Here is a 21,161-nt window from a genome sequence, read left to right as displayed (position 1 = left end):
TTTACGGTGATATGCTTATTTTTTATCTTACGATTTTGTAAAGTGCATGCTTGCCTAGGGGTATGGCTCGAGCCTGTAGTCTCTCACGCATACCATTCCCTCAGGCGTCCGCACTTTACAAAATCGTTGCAAATAGCTATTTTTCAAACATATATAGATAAAAGATAAAACGTACATATTTCTAATATTCTATTACAATTTTTCCAATACTTTTGCCTTCTTCAATTAATCTATGCGCTTCTGTTATACTTTCTACGCTTAGTCCTTTTAATTTAGTGTGGAAGGTTGTTTTGATTGTTCCTCTATCAAGTAAATATGTCAGTTTTCTTAAATATTCATGATGTGCTTTCATATCTTCTGTTTCGTATTTTGCTCTTGTAAACATAAATTCAAATGAGAATGTTACACTTTTATCTTTTAATAAGTTTAAATTAACATTGTTCATAAAGTTAACAAGCGCAACGATTCTACCTCTAGGCTTAATCATTTCTGCCATTACATTAAAGTAAGCATCACTACTATGCGTATTAAATATATAATCTACTTCATTGATTTTATGTGCTTTTAATTCGTCTGGTAAATGGTGTTTATGATTTAATACAATGTCAGCTCCCATTTTTTCAGACCATCTTCTCGTTTCTTTTCTAGATGCTGTCGTTATAACAGTTAATCCAAGGTCTTTAGCAATTTGAGTAGCAATTGACCCTACTCCTCCAGCACCATTTATTATGAGTAACTTTTTATCTTTATTATCTTCTGGATTAGTCGATATACTTAATCCTTCAATAAGTGCTTCAAATGATGTAATTGCTGTTAAAGGTAATGCTGCTGTTTCGGCGTAAGATAAATATTCAGGTTTAATACCTACAAGCCTCTCATCAACTAATTGATATTCTGCATTAGATCCTTGACGCATGTTTGAACCTGAATAATATACTTCATCACCTACATGAAACAATTCAACTTTATCTCCTACCGCTTCAACAACACCTACAGCATCATAACCCAATATTTTAAATTCACCTTCATTGGTAACTCTTGATTTTGTATCTACTGGATTAATACTAACTGCTTTCACGTTTACTAATATATCTCGCCCGTTAGCTTTGGGAATAGGTAAATCAAGCTCTTCAAATTCATTTGATTCTTTCAAATCAAAAGTTCTTTTAAATCCAATTGCTTTCATTTAAAATTCACCTCTCACCTTAATTTTATAATTCTTTACTATAATAATTGTGCTCATCGTCGACTTGCATACCAAGTTTCGTATATAACCGATTACCACCGATGTTAGATTTTTCAGTTTCTAAATATATTGTCTCATAGCCACTATCTTTACCATATTTAAATGCTTGATGCATTAACTGCTCTCCTATGTGTTTACCTCTAGCTGCATCTGTTAAATATAAATCATTTATTATCAACATTTCTGACATTTTCATCGAAGACAGCATCGAATATAATTGTAAAAATCCAATTACACCTTCATCATCTTCAGCTACAAAAATAACAGCATCATTATTAGATAAGTTATTATATAAAAAATTATAAGCAGCATCTACATTAGATTGTTGGTCAAAATAAACGCGATATTCATCAAATATTGGAACTATTTTATTTACATCCTCTACATTTAAAATAGAAATATTCAATACATCACCTCATCTATATATTATCTATCTCTAATTATTTTATTTTCATCAGCTTGAACTTTAGGACGAACAACAAGTTCACCATTACAATCAGGACATACGTAAAATAAATTTTCCGCACATTCTCTACAAAATGTATGTTCCTTCACACAGATAAATGCGTTACTCTTACTATGAAATTCATAACCACATTTTTCGCAATTCGGTTTCATTTCTAAAGCCATTTCAATCACTCCAATAAAAAATATGTTAGTCTATATATAATTATCATATCATTTTTAAGAACGAAAATAGAATTTTAAGGTGTGATTAAATGGAAAAAGAATTTGTCGGAAAATGTAAAGCATGCAATTCAAATATTTATTGTAATAGTGGCTTTATTGAAGGCGTCGTACAAGAAGATAAAACACTCTTATGTTTTGAATGTTCAAATAAAAATGAGAAAGAGCCTAAAACAAATTAGTGTTTAAGGCTCTTTCTTTTTTAGTGTAACAATCATATCAAAAGCTACAATTCAATCAAGTTATGTGCATATGGACTGATTTATAAGCAAGTTTGCTGAGAACTGCTATTTACGCATCCCTTATAAGCAATTTTGCTGAAAACTGCTTTTACCCACCTCTTATCAACAATTTTGCTAGGAACTGATTTTAATACACCGTCTTTTTATCCCAACTTCTTTAAAAAGCATGCCTAAAATAGAAGTTAAACAGAAATCTACTGCCTATAATATAACAAGAGGCTGCGACAATAAATGTCACAGCCTCTTTTCTATTTTTTATACGCCTTGATCTAATTTAGTTAACATTGTTTTCATTAAATTAATTTGACCGATATGATAATTTGTATGCGTAATTGCAAATGAAATTGTTTCACCAAATGTAGTCATATTTGCTAATGGTTCTTTTCTTGATTTATCCATTTGAACATCTAAAGCATTTAATATTCTTTCTAACTGTTGATTTAAAATACCTTTCAATTCTTGGAAAGTTGGTTCAACACCCGTGAAACTTTCTGGTGAAGTGCCAGGTGAGAATGATTTACCTAATTTTTCACTAAGTAAATTTCCTTCTTCTTTACTACCAAATACGAATGACTCATTCGCCATAATTAAATGACCAAGTTGCCATTTAATATTATTTTTAGCCAATTCTAATTGAAAATCTGCTTGTTTCTCATCAACGTCTTTAATAATATTTGATAGCATATTATATGAAATTTGGAACTGTTGTTCTAACATTTAAATTCCCTCCAGCTTATTCTGTTATAGCAAAGTAATTGCCTTGCTTGTCATGAAAGTTGAATACTCTACCCTCAGGCATTTCAATGATATCATGACCTGTTAATCCTTGTTCGTTTAACGACTTGTACAACTCATCAAAGTTTGATGCTTTGAACATTAATGACGGAGTCTCCATACTTACCTCAGGACTGTACTTTTTAATAAATGCTTTATCAAATAATACAAACGAAGTCTCAGCATGTTCATTAGGTGCAATCTCAACAGACTTGAATCCTTCAGGCAACTCATCTTCAGACTTAACTACAAAGTTTAATACATCTTTCCAAAATTCTATAGCTTTTTCTTGATTATCAACATATAACATAACTTGATGTAACTTTTCTATCATAAACATCACCTACATTCATTTAATACCTTAAGAATACGCTATATATAAATGAAGTGCAAAAAATACAAATAAAAATTTCATTCAGAATCTTTCTCATAAATTATAATATCACCAGGTTGGCAATCCAAATATTCACAAATCGCCTCTAGCGTACTAAATCTCACAGCCTTTGCTTTACCAGTCTTCAGAATAGATAAGTTAGCAATCGTAATATCAACAGATTGGGCGAGTTCAGTCAAAGATACATTTCTTTGTTTCAAAATTTCATCTAATTTGATTTTTATCATTTTTTCACCCTCAAATAGTTAAATCATTTTCCTTTTTAATGGATTCTGATTCATTGTATATAGATAGAAAGTTTAGCATCATTGACGCAATATTCAATAACAAAATAGTCGTAAAAGGCGCTGTATTTAATAACGCTTTATATGTTACATCAATATCTATAATTCCTTTCATAGAATTCAAAGTAGCATATACAATAATTAATATCGAAGAAAAGAATATCTTATTATAATTCCTTGAATTAAAGAAATCCTTTTTATTTATAACCTTTAAAAATCTTAAAACTATAATAAAAAATGTAATAACTAATAATGTTTGAATAATAAAGCATATCAAATAGAAAAATACACCATTTTTCATATCAAAAACTGTATCTAAAGGTACTTTTTTAAAAAAGGCAACTAGATTCACAACTAAAATTGCAATACTTAATATCATTGTAACTAGTATAAACCAGTAATTTCTTTTTTCATATTTATTGATCGTATTCATATTTCCCTCTCCTTTTATCGTTATTCAATAAAATTGTAACATCTTATTTATTGTTTATCAATAAAAGTTATTGTTTTTCGATAAATTCATTATTATTCATCACTTACCCTACCTGATAACCGCTTGTCCAACTACGCTGTTAGTATTACCATTTGGAACTACTAATATTTTGCTTGGTCTGTTCATCGCAAATCCTTGGTAAATAGTAATTTCATCATATTTATGATTAAGTACTTGTTCTATATATATCCCTAGTGCTGAGGCTGCAACACCAGTTGCTGGATCTTCGTTATATCCATTATTGTTAGGAAATTGCCTTGCATGATATATGCATTCATCTACTCGAACAAATGGATAAAATCCTGTTGATCCAATTTGATCACATACTTCCCATAAATAATCAAATTGAGGATTTAAATTATTTAATGTTTCAAGTTCATTTAATTCAATAATCGTTTTATATCTAGATGTTGAAATATTTTTTATTGGATTGTTTGAGACTTCATTTTCTGAAATATTTAATGCTTTTGCTATTGCTGACTTATCAATAATTTGACTATTAACTTTCGCTTCCCCTTGTTTTGCTTGTACTTTAAAGTTAGAGTCGTCTCCGATAACATCAATACTCAACGTTCCAGATAAAGTTTCGACTAATAAATGGTCTTTATTTAATAGTCCTTCTTCTTTTAGAACCGTGACACATGCTATCGTGGCATGCACACACATTTCCATTTCTCTTTTAGGTACAAAGTATTTAAATTGGTAATCGCATGATGCATCATTACTTTTCAGCACAAAACCAACTTCAACATTATACTCTTTAGCGACATTTATCATTGCATCAAAAGACATATCATCTGCATCTAAAATGACCGGACAAGGATTACCACCTTCATTGTTGTATAAGAAAACATCTGTATGATAAATATTCATTTATAGCCTCCTATGTATATCTCACTTGTATTATACTTCGCTTTTAATTCATTAAACACTTCATAAATTCACCCAGCTATTATTACCTTTTAACAAAACTTCATAATTCTCATTCATAGCAATAGTATAATCTGGTCCTGCACTTACACATATGATATTTTCCCATTTTGATATATCGCATTGTCCAAAATCATTATTTCCCGTTGCAACTACTTTACCCGATTCAGTTAATCCTACTGAATGATAACTGCCAGCTGATATATAACAAATATTCTTCCATTCCTCAGTGTCACATGTATAATATTTGTTATTCCCTGTAGATAAAACCGTCCCATCTCGCTTTAATCCTAAAGAATGTAGATATCCTGCTGAAATTTGTTTTATATCATTCCATTCTGAAACGTCCAGTTGTCTCTTCGTATTATTACCTGCTCCAATAACTGTACCATTTTTTGTTAATCCTAAAGTATGCCAATCACCTGCTGATACTTGCTCAATATTTTTCCATTTTGATACTTCACATTGACCTTCAGAATTTCTACCTATTGCATTAACACTACCATTCTCAAAGACACCTACTGTATGCATCCAACCACAATCAATATCTATTACATTATTCCATTCAGAAACATCCAGTTGTCCATGTTGATTATTACCACTTCCAAGTACCGTACCGTTATTATTCAAGCAAACAGAATGAGTATTACCAGTATTTTTTGCTTTATGAACATTTCCAGCACTCACCATTTTTATATTATTCCATAGTTCTACATTGCATTGCCCGTTTTTATTGCTACCTTTTGCAATAACTTTTCCATTTTCATTCAGAATGAGAAGATGTTTAGAACCCGCTGAAATACGTTTATATTTATTCATCAAAATTTTAATAATACCTCCATTATTATTTAGATGGGACCATAATAAATCATAATACTCACCCATTCTTTTATCTCAATTATACTATTTTCACACTTATACATGTAAATTCTGAAGAAATAGCCGATCATTTCATATAGTGTCATACAGTTGTATAAATAAGATTTTAAAAAAGAAAAAGTCTACCTTTCATTAAGTCATAACAACAATATTATTCTGACTTTTCAGAAAACTCATTGATTTAATTTGTTAAGTTACATATAATGAAATAGACAAAATTCTTGTTAATAAGATATAGGAGGATTTCTAAAATGCCAGTAAACAATAATAAATTAACGGTAACTTCAGCCAACGAGGTCGTTTACCTATAAAACTTAATACTGCTTTTAGGTTTATTGGTAAACGACACCAATAAAACTTAAGGAGTAATTTAATTGAAACTACAAAAATTTATTTCTTATTACAAACCATACAAAAAAATATTTAGCTTAACATTATTATGTTCACTCTTTGTAACGGTTAGCACACTATGTATACCTTTAATTATCAAGTATATTACCGAGAACTTAATTAGTAATTTTAATGATCAAAATGTTAAATATGTTTATCTTCTCGGTGGTTTAATGCTGCTACTCATCTTCATTCAGTTTTGTTGTCATGTCTTTATCGATTACTATGGACATGTAATGGGTGCCAAAATGGAAAAAGATATGAGTGAAGAATTATATGAACATATACAAAAACAACCACATAGTTATTTTGATAACACTAGTACTGGTAGTTTAATGTCTCGATTAACAAAAGATTTAGAGAATTTATCAGAGTTGTATCATCATGGACCAGAAGATTTATTAATGTATATGGTAAGGTTTGTTGGTGCCATTATTATCTTATCTTTTATAGATATTAAATTAACAATAATCCTAATATTTTTCGTTCCTTTATGCATAATAATCTATTTTTATTTTCTAAAAAAATTATCTGCAATATATGAACAAGATAAAGAAAAGACTGGTCAGATACACGGTGAGTTAGAGAATTCTTTATCAGGTATAAAAGTTACAAAGTCATTTACAAGTGAACAATATGAACATGAAAAGTATATGACATTAAATGAAGAATCTATAAATATTAAAAAGAAAGTTCACAAATTAGAAGCTTACTACAGTGAAATTGTGGGTTCCTTAATGCAGGCAATGCCTGTTGTCATTATTATTGCAGGTTCTCTATTAATCATAAAAGATGAATTAACTATACCCGCGTTACTTACTTTTATATTATACGTAGGTAATATTACAGCCCCCATCGATGTGTTTGTGCGATTATCAGTACAATATAATGAAGGAATTTCTGGTTTCAATCGATTTCATTCATTAATGGGATTAGAACCGAAGATTCAAAACAATAGTGAATTGAAATTAAATTCTATTGAACAAATTGAGTTTAAAAATATTAATTTTAAATATGATGATGCACATGTACTCAATAATTTTAATTTATCTCTACCAAAAGGACAATTTGTTGCATTGGTTGGACCTTCTGGATCTGGAAAATCAACTATTGCTAACTTACTTCCAAGATTTTATGACGTTGATAGCGGTCAAATCTTACTTAATGGTCTTGATATTAGAGACATAAATTTAAATTATTTGAGAAATGCAATTGGTCTAGTACAGCAAGACGTGTTTATATTTTCAACTTCAGCTTATGAAAATATTAAATACGGTAATCCAGATGCTTCGATGGAAGACATTATTCAAGCTGCTAAACTCGCAAATGCTCATGAATTTATTTCTGATTTACCAGATGGTTATCATACTTTACTTGGTGAAAAAGGTGCTAAATTATCTGGAGGGCAAAAACAACGTATCAGTATCGCTCGTATGTTTCTAAAGAATCCAGAAATCGTTATTTTCGATGAAGCTACGAGTGCTCTAGATAATTTCAGTGAGCAATTAGTGCAGCAGTCCCTTGAACAATTATCCCAAAATAGAACAACCATTGTTATTGCGCATAGATTAACAACAATACAAAACGCTGATATTATCTATGTAATCACTAAAAATGGTATCGTTGAAAGTGGTACTCACAGTGAGCTCATGAATAAAGATGGATTATATAAAAAAATGTATTTACAAAATACAAGCAAGTAAATATTAAAGCACATCTTGGATACATCCCAGATGTGCTTTATACATATATTCAATTAATTATTTTATGATATTACTATTCTTTTCATAAGTTTATCTATTTTCATTCAGAATGAAAAGATGTCGAGAAGCCGCTGAAATACGTTTATATTTATTCATTAAAATTTCAAACAAAAAAAGCACTCCTCGAATAAATCGAGAAGTGCCTTTAAACGTATTTTCAATTGAACACAAATTGCTTGTGCAATTTGCGGACTCCATCTGTAAGCAAGTAAACTTGCAACAGCTGCAGCCTAACGTTTTGAGAATTGTGGTGAACGACGAGCACCTTTAAGACCAGGTTTCTTACGTTCTTTCATACGTGGGTCACGAGTAAGTAATCCAGCGCGTTTTAAAGAACCACGGTATTCTGGATCTGCTTCTAACAATGCACGTGCAATTCCGTGACGGATAGCTTGTGCTTGTCCTGTGAAACCTCCACCTTGTACGTTAACTAAAACATCATAGTTTCCTTTAGTTTCAGTTACATCAAATGGTTGGTTTAAATCTAAAATTAATGATTCAAATGGTAAGTAGTCACGTACGTCACGTTTGTTAATTGTTACGTTACCTTCACCAGGTACTAAACGTACACGTGCTACTGAATTTTTACGACGACCTGTGCCTTGATATTCAACTTGTGCCAATGTAGTATCCTCCTCTTAATTAACCACGTAACTCGTAGTTTTCAGGTTGTTGTGCAGCATGTGGATGCTCTGCACCAGCATATACGAATAATTTTTTACCTTGTTTTTCGCCAAGTTTATTTTTAGGTAACATACCTTTAATAGATGTTTCTAATAAACGAACTGGGTTTTTCTCTTTTAATTCACCAGCAGAAACTGATTTGATTCCACCTGGGTGATTTGAGTGACGGTAGTAAATTTTATCTTGTTCTTTGTTACCTGATAAGTAGATTTTTTCAGCGTTAATAATAATAACGTTATCTCCTGTATCAACGTGTGGTGTATAAGTTACTTTATGTTTACCGCGTAAGATTGTTGCGATTTCTGATGATAAACGACCTAACGTTTGTCCTTCAGCATCAACAACATACCATTTGCGATCGATGTTTGCTTCATTAGCCATAAATGTTTGACGCATTGTAGTGTCCTCCTAAAATTTAAAAAAGTTCTTGGTTAAGATGTATGAATTAACCTGTACCAAAGAAAAAAACATACATCTTAAATTCCGTTATCTGATTCCTGCTTCTATATCTTAAAACACAATAAGATTCCGGGGCTTATCGTGGTGGTGGATATAAAACAATACCGTTAACTATAATATAATTTATTTAGCTTTTTGTCAATTGGTTTTAAACATTTTCTGATGAATTTTTATTATATATTTCTATATTTCTTCCAAATTCATTAATTAGTTCTTCTTTGTCTAAATATATTTTTTCTAAATACAGTCCATGTGCTGGCGCAGTATGGGGTATTTTTTTTCTATCACGCTCTTCAAGTAAAGTATGAATTTCGTTGCCGCTTCTCTTTTCTTCACCTACAAGTATTAGATAGGCAACCATCACACGGACCATGTTATAAAGAAAACCCGACCCAGTTACGACAAATTCAAACCCATCTTGTGTTTCGTTTACTTCACTTTGATAGATTGTACGAATTTTATTTTGCACTTCCGTTTTTTGAGAACAAAAACTTGTGAAATCATGTGTTCCTAAAAAGTGTTTTGCTGCTTCTTTCATCTCTTGTATATTTACCGGTTTCTTTTGTTGAACTTTTGTATCATGTTCAAATATATGTTTTGCTTCGTCTATATACACTTTGTACCGATATTTCTTACCTACACAATCATATCTACAATGAAAATCATCTTTAATTTGTTCGACACTTTGTACATATATATCTTTAGGCAATGCAGAATTAAAAGCATACATCCATCTATCTGGCGCGATATTTAAATGTGTATCAAAATGAAAATATTGTTCGATTGCATGAACACCTTTATCTGTTCTACTTGAAGGGTGTATTCTAACAAATGTCTGATGCATTCTCTTTAGAATTCTTTCAAATTCATATTGCACGGTACGCTCATGATGTTGAACTTGAAATCCCATAAACTGACCACCGTGATATGAAATTTTAACTAACATCCTCAAAGTTTGCACCTCAATTCCTTAATAAATATAATAATATGGCTATTAGAAGAATAGTTGCTAATGCAAGGCTATCTCGTAATTTCCATTTTAGTTTACGATATGTTGTTCGTTGATTGGAAGCATTATATCCTCTAGATTCCATGGCCACTGCTAAATCATCAGCCCTTTTAAACGCTGAAATAAACATCGGTATCAATAAAGGTATAATAGCTTTTAGTCTACTGAAAATACTTCCTGCTGTTACATCTGATCCTCTTGAAGTTTGAGCTTTAATAATTCTATCTAATTCATCCATTAACGTTGGAATAAATCTTAGTGATATAGACATCATCATAGCTAATTCATGTACTGGAAACTTTATTTTTTTAAGTGGTCTTAGCATAGATTCTATAGCGTCTGTTAAGCTTATCGGACTTGTAGTTAATGTCATAATTGTTGAAATCATCACTAATAATACAAGTCTTAATACAATAAACGCACCTTGCTTAATACCGTTCTCTTCAATTGTAAATATCTTTAAATCTAATACAACAGGTCCACCTTTAGTTACAATTAAATGCATAATAAATGTAAAAATAAATAAAATCATAACCGGAGTTAAACCTTTAATAAGAAACCAAAATCTTATTTTAGATAAATACATAATAACGAATACAGACAAGAGCATAAAAGCATATGAAGCCCAAGTGTTACAAAAGAAAATTAATACCATAAATAAAAATACGTATATCATTTTCATTCTAGAATCTAAACGATGAATGATTGTATCTCCAGGTATATAACGACCAATTATCATTTTATCAGTCATAACGTTTCACCTGCTTTTCATACATATCTTTAAACATCTCTTCAGAAGTTGCTATCTGATCAAACTTCATATTGTATTTATTTTCAACTGCTCTTTGAAGTTGAATAATTTTAGGCGCTTGCAGGTGAGTTTGATTAAGTAGTTCTTGATTCATAAATATATTAACAGGCTTATCCTCTGCTACTATTTCACCAGCTTTTATAACTTTAACCTCATCTGCATACTTAAGTACAATATCCATTTGATGAGAAATGAGTATTATTGTAATACCTAGAGTTTGATGAATTTCATTAAACAATTCCATCATGTCATGTTGTCCTCTTGGATCTAAGCCAACTGTAGGCTCGTCAAGGACAAGTATCTCAGGTTCCATAGCTAATACACCTGCGATTGCAATCCTTCTCTTTTGGCCTCCTGAAAGCTCAAAAGGAGATCTCTTTAAAATGCTTCTTTCCATTCCTAATAAATCTATTAATTCTTCAGCTTTATTAATAGCAGCTTCTTTTTCTATTCCATAGTTAAGAGGACCAAATATAATATCCTTTTCTACTGTATCTTCAAATAATTGATGTTCAGCAAATTGAAATACGATACCAACCTTCTTACGAACAGGCGCTAACTTCTTAGACTTTGTCTTTTTAGTAATAATTGTATCATCAATTATAAGTTGTCCGTCAGTCGGCTTTAAAATAGCATTTAAATGTTGAATCAATGTCGACTTACCAGAACCAGTTTGACCAACTATTGCATAAAATTTAGATTTATCGAATGTTGTTGAAATATTTTTTAAAGCTCTATATTGAAACGGCGTTTTTATACTATAATCATAAGTTACATTATCAAAGATTATTTTCATAGACGATTCACCAACTGTTCAAAAGTCGTGAATTTATAATTATTATGCAACAAATAATTCATTCTCATTGAGAAAGGCAAGTCTAATCCAATTTCATTTAAATATGCGCCGTCTTTAAATATTTCTTGTGGCACATCTTGTTTATATACTTGACCTTTATTCATCACAATAATTTCATCTGCATTGATAGCCTCTTCTAAATCATGTGTGATAGATATTACAGTTAACTGATGTTGATCTTGGATAGATTTAATTAAATTCATGATACTTTCTTTTCCTTCAGGATCTAACATAGCTGTCGCCTCATCAAGAATCATAATATCTGGAGACATTGCCAAAATACCAGCAATCGCTACTCGTTGTTTTTGACCACCAGATAAATGACTCGGCTCAAAGGACTTCATATCAGACATATCGACTTCATTTAATACTGAGTCAACAGTTTGATGCATGATGTCATATTCAATACTTTGATTTTCCATACCGAAAGCAACGTCATATTCTACTGTAGAACCAATAAATTGATTATCTGGATTTTGAAAGACTATACCAATATGTTTTCTGACTTCATCTATTGAGTCTTCAGAAAGTGTTAGATCACCTACATTAATGCTGCCAATATATTTTTGATTAATACCCATCAATAATTTAGCAATTGTAGATTTCCCTGAACCATTATGCCCCACAATTGACGTCCACTTACCTTTTTCGATATCAAATGTAACATCGCGTAGTGCAGCTGGTTCATTTTCATCATATTTAAATGTAACATTAGCGAACCTAATAATTTTTTCCTGCACCATTTAAATTCATCCTTCAACAAGTTAATTACTTCTTTATTTTACAGCATACATACGAAAATGTAATCATTAATTGCCTCAAAAGTGTGATGAGTTATAGCAGATAAATTTATGCATAAAAAAAATCCGTATAAACGGATTTAAAAATAAAAAAGCGCGCACTCCACCATAGACGAGTTCACGCGATAAGTCATTCAAATGTGGTGGAGTACTCTGAGCTAGACAATATCTATGTGTGGTAAACATTATCATTGCACTCATTTGCTTTGTGTGTGTTAAATAAACTGTATTTATAAAGAATGATTGAAGTGACTTACGCCACTTCAATAAAGAATAAATTATACTAATTCAATAATTACTGATTCAGCACCGTCACCGCGACGTGGACCAACTTTCATGATACGAGTATATCCACCTTGACGCTCTTCATAGCGTGGCGCAACATCATTGAATAATTTTTGTAATACTGTAATTGTTTTGTCATCTTCTAAGATTTTAACGTCACGTAAAGTTTCAGCTGCTCTACGACGTGAAGCTAAATCACCTTTTTTACCTAAAGTAATTAAGTTATCAACAACTTTACGTAGTTCTTTTGCACGAGCTTCTGTAGTCTCAATGCGTTCAGAAACGATAAGTTGAGTAGCTAAGTCACGTAACATTGCTTTACGTTGATCAGAAGTACGACCTAATTTTCTGTAACCCATGAATTAACCTCCTTTATTAGTCTTCTTTTCTTAAACCAAGACCAAGATCTTCTAATTTATATTTAACTTCTTCAAGAGACTTACGACCTAAGTTTCTAACTTTCATCATATCTGCCTCAGATTTGTCTGCTAATTCTTGTACAGAGTTAATACCTGCACGTTTTAGACAATTATAAGAACGTACTGATAAATCTAATTCTTCAATAGACATTTCAAGTACTTTTTCTTTTTGGTCTTCTTCTTTTTCAATCATGATTTCAGCATTTTGTGCTTCATCAGTTAAATTAACAAAAATGTTTAAGTGTTCAGTCATGATTTTAGCACCTAAAGAAACTGCTTCTTGAGGAGATAAAGATCCATCTGTCCAAACATCAAGTGTTAATTTATCATAATCACTACTTTGCCCTACACGCGTATTTTCAACTGTGTAGTTAACACGATTTACTGGAGAATAAAGTGAATCAATTGGAACGACACCAATTGGCAAATCACTTGTGTTATTTTTTTCAGCTAAAGCATATCCGCGACCTTTATTAGCAATTAAGCGCATCTTTAGGTGTCCACCTTTAGAAACAGTTGCAATTTTTAAATCTGGATTTAAAATTTCAACATCACTATCATGCATGATATCTTTCGCAGTAACTTCACCTTCATCTTTAATATCGATTTCCAGTGTTTTGTCTTCTTCTGAATATATTTTAAGAGCTAATTTCTTGATGTTCATAATGATAGTTGTAACATCCTCAACTACATTTTCAACTGCTGAGAATTCGTGAAGAACACCTTCAATTTCGATATTTTTAACTGCCGCACCTGGTAATGAAGATAATAGGATACGACGTAAGGAGTTGCCTAGTGTTGTACCATAACCACGTTCTAGCGGTTCAACAACGAACTTACCGAATGTAGAATCATCACTAACTTCTATTGTTTCAATTCTAGGTTTTTCGATTTCAATCATTTAAATATATCCTCCTTATAAACGTCGATTAAACTTTATTAATTTCTATCCAGTGACTCTTGAACGTTAGAACTAACAAAAATTATACACGACGACGTTTTGGTGGACGACATCCGTTATGAGGAACTGGTGTTACGTCTCTGATAGCTGTAATTTCTAATCCAGCAGATTGTAACGCACGGATCGCTGATTCACGACCTGGGCCAGGACCTTTAACTGTAACTTCTACAGTTTTCAAACCATGTTCCATAGCAGCTTTTGAAGCTGTTTCTGAAGCCATTTGAGCTGCAAAAGGAGTTGATTTTTTTGAACCTTTGAATCCTAACGCACCTGCTGAAGACCATGATAATGCATTACCAAACTCATCAGTGATCGTTACGATTGTATTGTTGAATGTTGAGCGAATGTGAGCCATTCCATTTTCAATATTCTTTTTCACTTTACGTTTACGAGATACTTGTTTACGTGCCATTTATATGTGCCTCCTTTACTTATTATTTTTTCTTGTTCGCTACTGTTTTAACTGGTCCTTTACGCGTACGCGCATTGTTCTTAGTGTTTTGACCACGAACTGGTAAACCACGACGGTGGCGAATTCCACGATATGAAGCGATTTCCATTAAACGTTTGATGTTTAAGTTTCTTTCACGACGAAGGTCCCCTTCAACTTTGTAACCATCTACAACTTCACGGATACGACCTAATTCGTCATCAGTTAAATCACGAACACGTGTGCTTTCAGATACATTTGCTTCTTTAAGAATTTTTTGTGCTGTTGTTTTTCCGATACCATATACGTAAGTTAACGAAATTACTACGCGTTTCTCACGTGGTACGTCAATACCTGCAATACGAGCCATTTATTTACACCTCTCTTTTATTAGCCTTGTTTTTGTTTGTGTTTTGGATTTTCACAAATCACCATTACTTTACCTTTACGACGAATTACTTTACATTTTTCGCAAATTGGTTTTACTGATGGTCTTACTTTCATCTTTGTATACCTCCTTGTATTTGGAGTGACGATTATTTATAACGATAAGTGATTCTTCCGCGTGTTAGGTCATACGGAGACATTTCAACTGTTACTTTGTCGCCAGGTAGAATTCTAATATAGTTCATACGGATTTTACCACTAACGTGTGCTAAAATTTCATGTCCATTTTCTAATTCTACTTTAAACATAGCGTTTGGTAAAGTATCTAATACAGTACCTTCTAATTCGATTACATCTTGTTTAGCCATGATCATTTCCCCCTTTTTCTATTCATTCTCGTGAAATACGGATGTATTTCATGTTATAAAACCTGGTCCAAAATTAGAGACATACTTTAGGTGATTAAATCACATAGAATAAGCACAGGTTTATAAAATTGGGATGATTTAATACTTAAGATTTGCATTCGACAACACTTCAAATACTTATCGCTTCTCGTAATCACTCCGATTGTATTTCAAAAACCTAAATACTATCTTGATTCTTAAAATTGAACGCATTCACGCGTTCAAGAACCACCTAAAGTTAGGCGAATTCGGGGTGAAAGCGTCATTACTATAATGATTCAAGAATTTGAATAACATCTTCAGTAACATTATCAATTTGTCGAGAACCATCGATGTTTTTAAGGACACCTTGATTTTCATAGAAATCTAAAAGTGGTTTTGTTTGTTTAACGTTAACACTTAAACGATTTGCTACTGTTTCAGGGTTATCATCTTCACGTTGGTATAATTTACCTCCGTCTAGATCACAAACACCTTCAACTTTTGGTGGATTAAATACTAAATGATACGTTGTGCCACATACTTCACAAATACGTCTGCCAGTTAAACGATTCATAAGTTCTTCTTCAGCAACTTCAATGTTAATAACAGCATCTACTTTGCGGTCTAATTCACTTAAGATTTCATTTAATGCATCAGCTTGTTCTACTGTACGAGGAAAACCATCTAGCAAGAATCCTTTTTTTGCATCTTCTTCAGCTAGTCTTTCTCTAACGATACCTATAGTCACTTCATCTGGTACAAGTTCTCCACCATCCATGTAAGATTTAGCCTCTTTACCAAGGTCAGTCTCATCTTTGATAGCTTTACGGAACATATCACCAGTTGAGATATGAGGAATAGGGTATTTCTTAACAATTTCACTCGCTTGAGTTCCTTTACCTGCACCAGGTAAACCCATTAAAATGATGTTCATAAAAACCCTCCTACTTGCTTATCGTCTTCTAAAGCCTCTATATTCTCGTTGATTGAGTTGAGCTTCTAAAGTCTTCATTGTTTCAATTGCAACACCGATAACGATTAGTAAGCTTGTACCACCAACTTGTATTGCTTGAGGCAAACTCATTAACTTAATAGCTAATATTGGAATAATAGAAATTAAAGCTAAGAATATTGATCCCACAAACGTTAAACGATAGAGCACTCTAGTGATGTATTTTTTAGTTTGTTCTCCAGGTCTAATACCCGGTACATAACTACCTTGTTTTTGTAAGTTTTCTGCCATTTTCTCAGGATTAACCTGAACAAATGCATAAAAGTATGCGAACGCTATAATTAAAATAACATAAACAATCATACCGATATTATGAGATGGATCTGCGTAAGTCGTAACTGTTTGCGCCCAATCTTGATCAGGGAAGAACAATGTTAATGTCTTCGGAAGCATGAAAAATGCCATCGCAAATATTACAGGAATTACACCAGCTGCATTAACTTTCAAAGGTAAATATGTTGCATTTGCAGATAATGAACCACCAGTACCTTGTTGTTGACGCTTAGCATATTGGATAGGAATTTTACGAATAGCTTGAAGTACATAAACTGCACCGACTGTAAGTAAGATCATTCCAACAAATAAGCCAACCGCTTTTAACCAAGCCATAGTTGTATCATCTGCACCAACAAAACTCTGTTGGTAAAATTGAATTAATGAGTTTGGCATAGAAGATAAAATACCAGCGAAGATAATAATAGAAATACCATTACCAACTCCGAATTGAGTTATCTGCTCACCTAACCACATTAAGAAAGCTGTTCCTGCAGTTAAAACTAATGCTATTAACAAATAATTTAACACTGAAGTATTTTGAATCAAATTACCGCCCAGCATATTATTAAATGAATACGACATACCTAAGCCTTGAACGAATGCTAAAACAATCGTAAAGTAACGCGTAAATTGATTAATCTTTTTACGACCAACTTCACCTTGTTTAGCCCATTCAGTAAACTTAGGTACAACATCCATTTGTAATAATTGCATTACGATTGAAGCAGTAATATAAGGCATAATACCCATTGCTAATATAGAGAAGTTCTGCAAGGCACCTCCACCGAATGTATTAAACAAATCGGTAATACCTTGCGAACCTTTATTTTGATTAAAAGCTTCTGGATTAACACCAGGTGCTGGAATATAAGTTCCAACTTTAAATATAACGAGCATTGCTAGTGTGAATAATATCTTGTTACGAATATCTTTAGTCTTCAAAAAACTAACGATCGTTTCAAACATTAGATCACCTCATGCGTTCCGCCCTTACCTTCGATTGCTTCAATTGCTGAAGCTGAGAATTTATGAGCTTTTATTGTTAATTTCTTTTCTAATGAACCGTTTCCTAAAACTTTAACACCTGATTTTTCAGATTTAACAACACCTGACTCTACTAATAAAGCTGGAGTAATTTCAGTTCCATCTTCGAAACGATTTAATTGATCAAGATTAACAATTGCATATTCTTTACGGTTAATGTTAGTGAATCCACGTTTTGGTAAACGACGGAATAATGGTAATTGTCCACCTTCGAAACCTAAACGAACACCGCCACCTGAACGTGCTTTTTGTCCTTTAGTACCACGACCACTTGTTTTACCATTACCTGTAGCCATACCACGACCAACACGGTTACGTTCTTTACGAGCACCTTTAACTGGTTTCAACTCATGTAATTTCATTTTGGCACCTCCTTAATACTTTAGATGAATTTATTTTTCAGAAACTTTTAGTAAGTGACTTACTTTTTCGATTTGCCCACGAATCGCAGGATTATCTTCAACTACTACAGTTGAGTTTGTTTTTTTAAGTCCTAGCGCTTGAACTGTCTTGCGTTGTGTTTCAGGACGACCAATAACGCTACGAGTGAGGGTAATTTCTAATTTAGCCATAGTCTTTGTTCCCTCCTTAATTTAATAATTCTTCTACTGATTTACCGCGTAGACTAGCTACTTGTTCGGCATTTTTAAGTTCTTTAAGTCCTTCAATTGTAGCACGAACCATATTAATAGGTGTGTTAGAACCTAATGATTTACTTAAGATATCAGTGATACCAGCAAGTTCTAATACCGCACGAACTGGTCCACCTGCAATAACACCTGTACCAGGTGCTGCTGGTTTAATTAAAACACGACCTGCACCAAAACGTCCAATAACTTGGTGAGGAGTAGTTCCTTCAACACGTGGAACTGTTACTAAATCTTTCTTAGCATCTTCCACTGCTTTTTTAATTGCTTCAGGTACCTCTTGAGCTTTACCAGTACCGAAACCTACGCGACCATTTTTATCTCCAACAACTACTAAAGCTGTAAAACGGAAACGACGACCACCTTTAACTACTTTAGCTACACGGTTAATCGTAACTACGCGCTCTTCAAATTCTTTAACTTCTTGTTCTTTACGACGCATGAGTGTCCCTCCTTTAAATTAAAATTGAAGTCCGTTTTCACGAGCTGAATCAGCTAATGCTTTGATACGTCCGTGGTATAAATATCCCCCACGATCAAATACTACAGCTTCAACGCCTTTTTCTGACGCACGTTTTGCAACGATTTCGCCTATTTTAGCTGCTGCTTCTACATTACCTGATTGCTCTAGGTTTAATTCTTTATCTAAACTTGATGCTTGAGCGATTGTTACGCCATTTAAGTCATCAATAATTTGAGCATAAATATGTTTGTTTGAACGATATACATTTAAACGTGGTTTTTCGCTTGTTCCAGCTAATTTTGAACGCACGCGAGCATGTCTTTTCAAACGAACTTTATTTTTGTCGATTTTAGCGATCATGTTAGTGCTCCTTTCTTAATGTTAATGATTACTTACCAGTTTTACCTTCTTTACGACGAACATATTCGCCTTCGTAACGAATACCTTTACCTTTATAAGGTTCTGGTGGACGGATTGAACGAATGTAAGAAGCAGTTGCTCCAACACGTTCTTTTGAAATACCTTCTACTTTAACTTTAGTGTTTTTGTCTACTGATAATGTAATTCCATCTTCAGCAACGATTTCTACAGGATGAGAATAACCAACATTTAAGATGATATTTTTACCTTGCATTTGGGCACGGTAACCAACACCAATAAGTTCTAAGTTTTTCTCGAAACCTTTAGATACACCTTCAATCATGTTAGCGATCAATGCACGAGTTGTACCATGTACAGTTTTGTGCTCTTTAGAGTCAGATGGACGTACAACTTCTAAGCTGTTGTCCTCTTGTTTATATGTCATTTCTTCATTAAAAGTACTAGTTAATTCACCTTTTGATCCTTTAACTGTAACTGTATTATCTTTGATAGTAACAGTAACATCAGCAGGGATCTCAATTATTTTCTTACCAACACGGCTCATTATGTGGGCACCTCCTTATAATTTTATAATTACCAGATATAAGCTAATACTTCTCCACCGATTCCACGTTGTCTAGCATCTTTATCAGTTAAAACACCTTCAGATGTAGAAACAAGTGCAACACCTAAACCGTTAAGAACTTTTGGAAGTTCGTCAGCTTTAGCATAAACACGTAAACCTGGTTTAGAAATACGTTTTAAACCTGTGATAACTCGCTCGTTGTTTTGACCATATTTAAGGAACATACGGATAACACCTTGCTTATCATCTTCGATATATTCTACGCTTTTTACAAATCCTTCTTTTTTAAGGATTTCAGCGATTTCTTTTTTAATGTTTGATGCAGGTAACTCTAATTTTTCGTGACGTACCATGTTTGCGTTACGCACGCGAGTTAACATATCTGCAATTGGATCTGACATTGTCATTTGTGTTTCCTCCTTTCATTCTTTTGAGTTTACCAGCTAGCTTTACGTACGCCAGGAATCTGGCCTTTGTATGCTAGTTCACGGAAACAAATACGGCAAAGTTTGAATTTACGATATACTGAGTGTGGACGTCCACAACGTTCACAACGCGTGTATTCACGAACACCGAATTTTTGTTTACGTTGTTGTTTAGCGATCATTGATTTTTTAGCCACTTAATTAGCCTCCTTTATAATTAGAGATTACTTTTGAAATGGCATACCGAATTGTGATAACAATTCACGAGCTTCCTCGTCAGTGTTAGCAGTTGTAACGATAACGATATCCATTCCTCGTACTTTACTTACTTTATCATAGTCGATTTCAGGGAAAATTAATTGTTCCTTAACACCTAAAGTGTAATTTCCACGACCGTCGAATGCTTTTTTAGAGATACCACGGAAGTCACGTACACGTGGTAATGAAACTGAGATTAATTTATCAAAGAATTCATACATTCTTTCTCCACGTAATGTAACTTTCGCACCGATAGGCATGCCTTCACGAAGACGGAAAGTCGCAATAGATTTTTTAGCTTTAGTTACTAATGGTTTTTGACCTGTGATTGTTTGAAGTTCTTCAACAGCAGAATCTAAAACTTTAGAGTTTTGAACTGCATCACCGATACCCATGTTTACAACTATTTTTTCGATTTTTGGTACTTGCATAACTGAATCATAGTTAAATTTCTTAACTAACTCAGCAGAAATTTCATTATTAAACTTTTCTTTTAAACGTGTCAAAGTGGATCCTCC

Annotated in this window: 33 protein-coding genes; 2 read left to right on the top strand and 31 right to left on the bottom strand. The window is 32.7% G+C overall.

All coding sequences use genetic code 11. The features are described 5' to 3' along the window. Positions 1-181: 181 nt before the first annotated feature. From LQ608_RS07270 to LQ608_RS07260, 3 genes are read right to left on the bottom strand one after another with little or no spacing between them, the layout of a single operon-like run. Positions 182-1,186 (bottom strand): zinc-binding alcohol dehydrogenase family protein, encoded by a 1,005-nt coding sequence (locus LQ608_RS07270; protein WP_239750993.1) that lies wholly within the window; start codon positions 1,184-1,186, stop codon positions 182-184. Positions 1,187-1,211: 25 nt separating this feature from the next. After that, complete coding sequence (locus tag LQ608_RS07265; RefSeq protein WP_239750991.1) at positions 1,212-1,652, bottom strand: GNAT family N-acetyltransferase; 441 nt, start codon at positions 1,650-1,652, stop codon at positions 1,212-1,214. A gap of 20 nt (positions 1,653-1,672) precedes the next feature. Next, on the bottom strand, positions 1,673-1,876 hold the full coding sequence (locus LQ608_RS07260; RefSeq protein ID WP_239750990.1) for a DUF1272 domain-containing protein: 204 nt from the start codon (positions 1,874-1,876) through the stop codon (positions 1,673-1,675). 89 nt (positions 1,877-1,965) lie between these two features. Between LQ608_RS07260 and LQ608_RS07255 the strand changes: the two genes are divergently transcribed. Continuing rightward, the gene (locus LQ608_RS07255; protein ID WP_170167708.1) at positions 1,966-2,115 is read left to right on the top strand and encodes a hypothetical protein; all 150 of its coding nucleotides are present in this window, start codon (positions 1,966-1,968) and stop codon (positions 2,113-2,115) included. A 315-nt stretch (positions 2,116-2,430) separates the two neighbouring features. On the opposite strand, the gene LQ608_RS07250 is transcribed toward LQ608_RS07255, so the two are convergent. The 6 genes from LQ608_RS07250 to LQ608_RS07225 form a co-directional block, all read right to left on the bottom strand. After that, on the bottom strand, positions 2,431-2,892 hold the full coding sequence (locus tag LQ608_RS07250; protein ID WP_239750988.1) for a DinB family protein: 462 nt from the start codon (positions 2,890-2,892) through the stop codon (positions 2,431-2,433). Positions 2,893-2,908: 16 nt separating this feature from the next. Beyond that, a complete protein-coding gene (locus tag LQ608_RS07245) occupies positions 2,909-3,280 on the bottom strand; it encodes a VOC family protein (protein ID WP_115337928.1) in 372 nt (123 codons plus the stop codon). Positions 3,281-3,360: 80 nt separating this feature from the next. Next, a complete protein-coding gene (locus tag LQ608_RS07240) occupies positions 3,361-3,570 on the bottom strand; it encodes a helix-turn-helix domain-containing protein (protein WP_078356926.1) in 210 nt (69 codons plus the stop codon). A gap of 10 nt (positions 3,571-3,580) precedes the next feature. Continuing rightward, positions 3,581-4,060: a hypothetical protein gene (locus LQ608_RS07235; protein ID WP_239734418.1), complete on the bottom strand. Its 480-nt coding sequence runs from the start codon at positions 4,058-4,060 to the stop codon at positions 3,581-3,583. Positions 4,061-4,168: 108 nt separating this feature from the next. Next, positions 4,169-4,993, bottom strand: a complete 825-nt coding sequence (locus LQ608_RS07230; protein WP_239750987.1) for a PhzF family phenazine biosynthesis protein — start codon at positions 4,991-4,993, stop codon at positions 4,169-4,171. Between the two features lie 60 nt (positions 4,994-5,053). Then, a complete protein-coding gene (locus LQ608_RS07225) occupies positions 5,054-5,869 on the bottom strand; it encodes an RCC1 domain-containing protein (protein ID WP_239751115.1) in 816 nt (271 codons plus the stop codon). 434 nt (positions 5,870-6,303) lie between these two features. Between LQ608_RS07225 and LQ608_RS07220 the strand changes: the two genes are divergently transcribed. Continuing rightward, positions 6,304-8,022 carry an ABC transporter ATP-binding protein gene (locus LQ608_RS07220; protein ID WP_239750985.1) on the top strand — a complete coding sequence of 573 codons (1,719 nt, stop codon included), beginning with the start codon at positions 6,304-6,306 and terminating at the stop codon, positions 8,020-8,022. Positions 8,023-8,312: 290 nt separating this feature from the next. On the opposite strand, the gene rpsI is transcribed toward LQ608_RS07220, so the two are convergent. The 22 genes from rpsI to rplE form a co-directional block, all read right to left on the bottom strand. Beyond that, positions 8,313-8,705, bottom strand: coding sequence for a 30S ribosomal protein S9 (gene rpsI / locus LQ608_RS07215; protein WP_078356937.1), 393 nt, complete (start codon positions 8,703-8,705; stop codon positions 8,313-8,315). A 19-nt stretch (positions 8,706-8,724) separates the two neighbouring features. Continuing rightward, positions 8,725-9,162, bottom strand: a complete 438-nt coding sequence (rplM, locus tag LQ608_RS07210; RefSeq protein ID WP_016911123.1) for a 50S ribosomal protein L13 — start codon at positions 9,160-9,162, stop codon at positions 8,725-8,727. A gap of 211 nt (positions 9,163-9,373) precedes the next feature. Further along, positions 9,374-10,177 (bottom strand): tRNA pseudouridine(38-40) synthase TruA, encoded by an 804-nt coding sequence (truA, locus tag LQ608_RS07205; protein ID WP_107509255.1) that lies wholly within the window; start codon positions 10,175-10,177, stop codon positions 9,374-9,376. 10 nt (positions 10,178-10,187) lie between these two features. After that, positions 10,188-10,985: an energy-coupling factor transporter transmembrane component T family protein gene (locus LQ608_RS07200; protein WP_078356940.1), complete on the bottom strand. Its 798-nt coding sequence runs from the start codon at positions 10,983-10,985 to the stop codon at positions 10,188-10,190. Then, positions 10,978-11,841 (bottom strand): energy-coupling factor transporter ATPase, encoded by an 864-nt coding sequence (locus LQ608_RS07195; RefSeq protein ID WP_239750983.1) that lies wholly within the window; start codon positions 11,839-11,841, stop codon positions 10,978-10,980. Before LQ608_RS07195 ends, LQ608_RS07200 begins: the two co-directional genes overlap by 8 nt. Next, complete coding sequence (locus LQ608_RS07190; protein ID WP_239750982.1) at positions 11,838-12,644, bottom strand: energy-coupling factor transporter ATPase; 807 nt, start codon at positions 12,642-12,644, stop codon at positions 11,838-11,840. The genes LQ608_RS07195 and LQ608_RS07190 overlap by 4 nt, the downstream gene beginning before the upstream one ends. A gap of 335 nt (positions 12,645-12,979) precedes the next feature. Continuing rightward, positions 12,980-13,345, bottom strand: a complete 366-nt coding sequence (gene rplQ, locus LQ608_RS07185; protein ID WP_078356943.1) for a 50S ribosomal protein L17 — start codon at positions 13,343-13,345, stop codon at positions 12,980-12,982. A gap of 16 nt (positions 13,346-13,361) precedes the next feature. Continuing rightward, positions 13,362-14,306, bottom strand: a complete 945-nt coding sequence (locus tag LQ608_RS07180) for a DNA-directed RNA polymerase subunit alpha (RefSeq protein ID WP_078356944.1) — start codon at positions 14,304-14,306, stop codon at positions 13,362-13,364. Between the two features lie 82 nt (positions 14,307-14,388). Further along, entirely contained in the window at positions 14,389-14,778 is a 390-nt protein-coding gene (gene rpsK, locus LQ608_RS07175; RefSeq protein ID WP_239750980.1) for a 30S ribosomal protein S11, read from the bottom strand. Positions 14,779-14,800: 22 nt separating this feature from the next. Then, positions 14,801-15,166: a 30S ribosomal protein S13 gene (rpsM, locus tag LQ608_RS07170; RefSeq protein WP_078356946.1), complete on the bottom strand. Its 366-nt coding sequence runs from the start codon at positions 15,164-15,166 to the stop codon at positions 14,801-14,803. A gap of 20 nt (positions 15,167-15,186) precedes the next feature. Continuing rightward, the gene (rpmJ, locus tag LQ608_RS07165; RefSeq protein ID WP_003156543.1) at positions 15,187-15,300 is read right to left on the bottom strand and encodes a 50S ribosomal protein L36; all 114 of its coding nucleotides are present in this window, start codon (positions 15,298-15,300) and stop codon (positions 15,187-15,189) included. Positions 15,301-15,332: 32 nt separating this feature from the next. Continuing rightward, complete coding sequence (gene infA, locus LQ608_RS07160; protein WP_001118443.1) at positions 15,333-15,551, bottom strand: translation initiation factor IF-1; 219 nt, start codon at positions 15,549-15,551, stop codon at positions 15,333-15,335. Between the two features lie 307 nt (positions 15,552-15,858). Next, entirely contained in the window at positions 15,859-16,506 is a 648-nt protein-coding gene (locus tag LQ608_RS07155) for an adenylate kinase (RefSeq protein WP_078356947.1), read from the bottom strand. Positions 16,507-16,524: 18 nt separating this feature from the next. Further along, positions 16,525-17,826, bottom strand: coding sequence for a preprotein translocase subunit SecY (gene secY / locus LQ608_RS07150; RefSeq protein WP_078356948.1), 1,302 nt, complete (start codon positions 17,824-17,826; stop codon positions 16,525-16,527). Further along, positions 17,826-18,266: a 50S ribosomal protein L15 gene (gene rplO / locus LQ608_RS07145; RefSeq protein WP_107509253.1), complete on the bottom strand. Its 441-nt coding sequence runs from the start codon at positions 18,264-18,266 to the stop codon at positions 17,826-17,828. Before rplO ends, secY begins: the two co-directional genes overlap by 1 nt. Positions 18,267-18,296: 30 nt before the next feature. After that, entirely contained in the window at positions 18,297-18,476 is a 180-nt protein-coding gene (gene rpmD / locus LQ608_RS07140) for a 50S ribosomal protein L30 (protein WP_078356950.1), read from the bottom strand. 16 nt (positions 18,477-18,492) lie between these two features. Further along, on the bottom strand, positions 18,493-18,993 hold the full coding sequence (rpsE, locus tag LQ608_RS07135) for a 30S ribosomal protein S5 (protein ID WP_078356951.1): 501 nt from the start codon (positions 18,991-18,993) through the stop codon (positions 18,493-18,495). An 18-nt stretch (positions 18,994-19,011) separates the two neighbouring features. After that, the gene (rplR, locus tag LQ608_RS07130; protein ID WP_078356952.1) at positions 19,012-19,374 is read right to left on the bottom strand and encodes a 50S ribosomal protein L18; all 363 of its coding nucleotides are present in this window, start codon (positions 19,372-19,374) and stop codon (positions 19,012-19,014) included. Positions 19,375-19,402: 28 nt separating this feature from the next. Continuing rightward, the gene (gene rplF, locus LQ608_RS07125; protein ID WP_078356953.1) at positions 19,403-19,939 is read right to left on the bottom strand and encodes a 50S ribosomal protein L6; all 537 of its coding nucleotides are present in this window, start codon (positions 19,937-19,939) and stop codon (positions 19,403-19,405) included. 29 nt (positions 19,940-19,968) lie between these two features. Continuing rightward, positions 19,969-20,367 carry a 30S ribosomal protein S8 gene (rpsH, locus tag LQ608_RS07120; protein ID WP_078356954.1) on the bottom strand — a complete coding sequence of 133 codons (399 nt, stop codon included), beginning with the start codon at positions 20,365-20,367 and terminating at the stop codon, positions 19,969-19,971. Positions 20,368-20,396: 29 nt separating this feature from the next. Further along, a complete protein-coding gene (locus LQ608_RS07115; protein ID WP_016998812.1) occupies positions 20,397-20,582 on the bottom strand; it encodes a type Z 30S ribosomal protein S14 in 186 nt (61 codons plus the stop codon). A 27-nt stretch (positions 20,583-20,609) separates the two neighbouring features. After that, the gene (gene rplE / locus LQ608_RS07110; RefSeq protein WP_078356955.1) at positions 20,610-21,149 is read right to left on the bottom strand and encodes a 50S ribosomal protein L5; all 540 of its coding nucleotides are present in this window, start codon (positions 21,147-21,149) and stop codon (positions 20,610-20,612) included. Positions 21,150-21,161 lie beyond the last annotated feature (12 nt).

Origin of the sequence: Mammaliicoccus sp. H-M34, assembly GCF_022386495.1 — a bacterium.
Lineage (GTDB): Bacteria > Bacillota > Bacilli > Staphylococcales > Staphylococcaceae > Mammaliicoccus > Mammaliicoccus fleurettii.
This window is presented reverse-complemented; position numbering and strand designations above follow the sequence as displayed.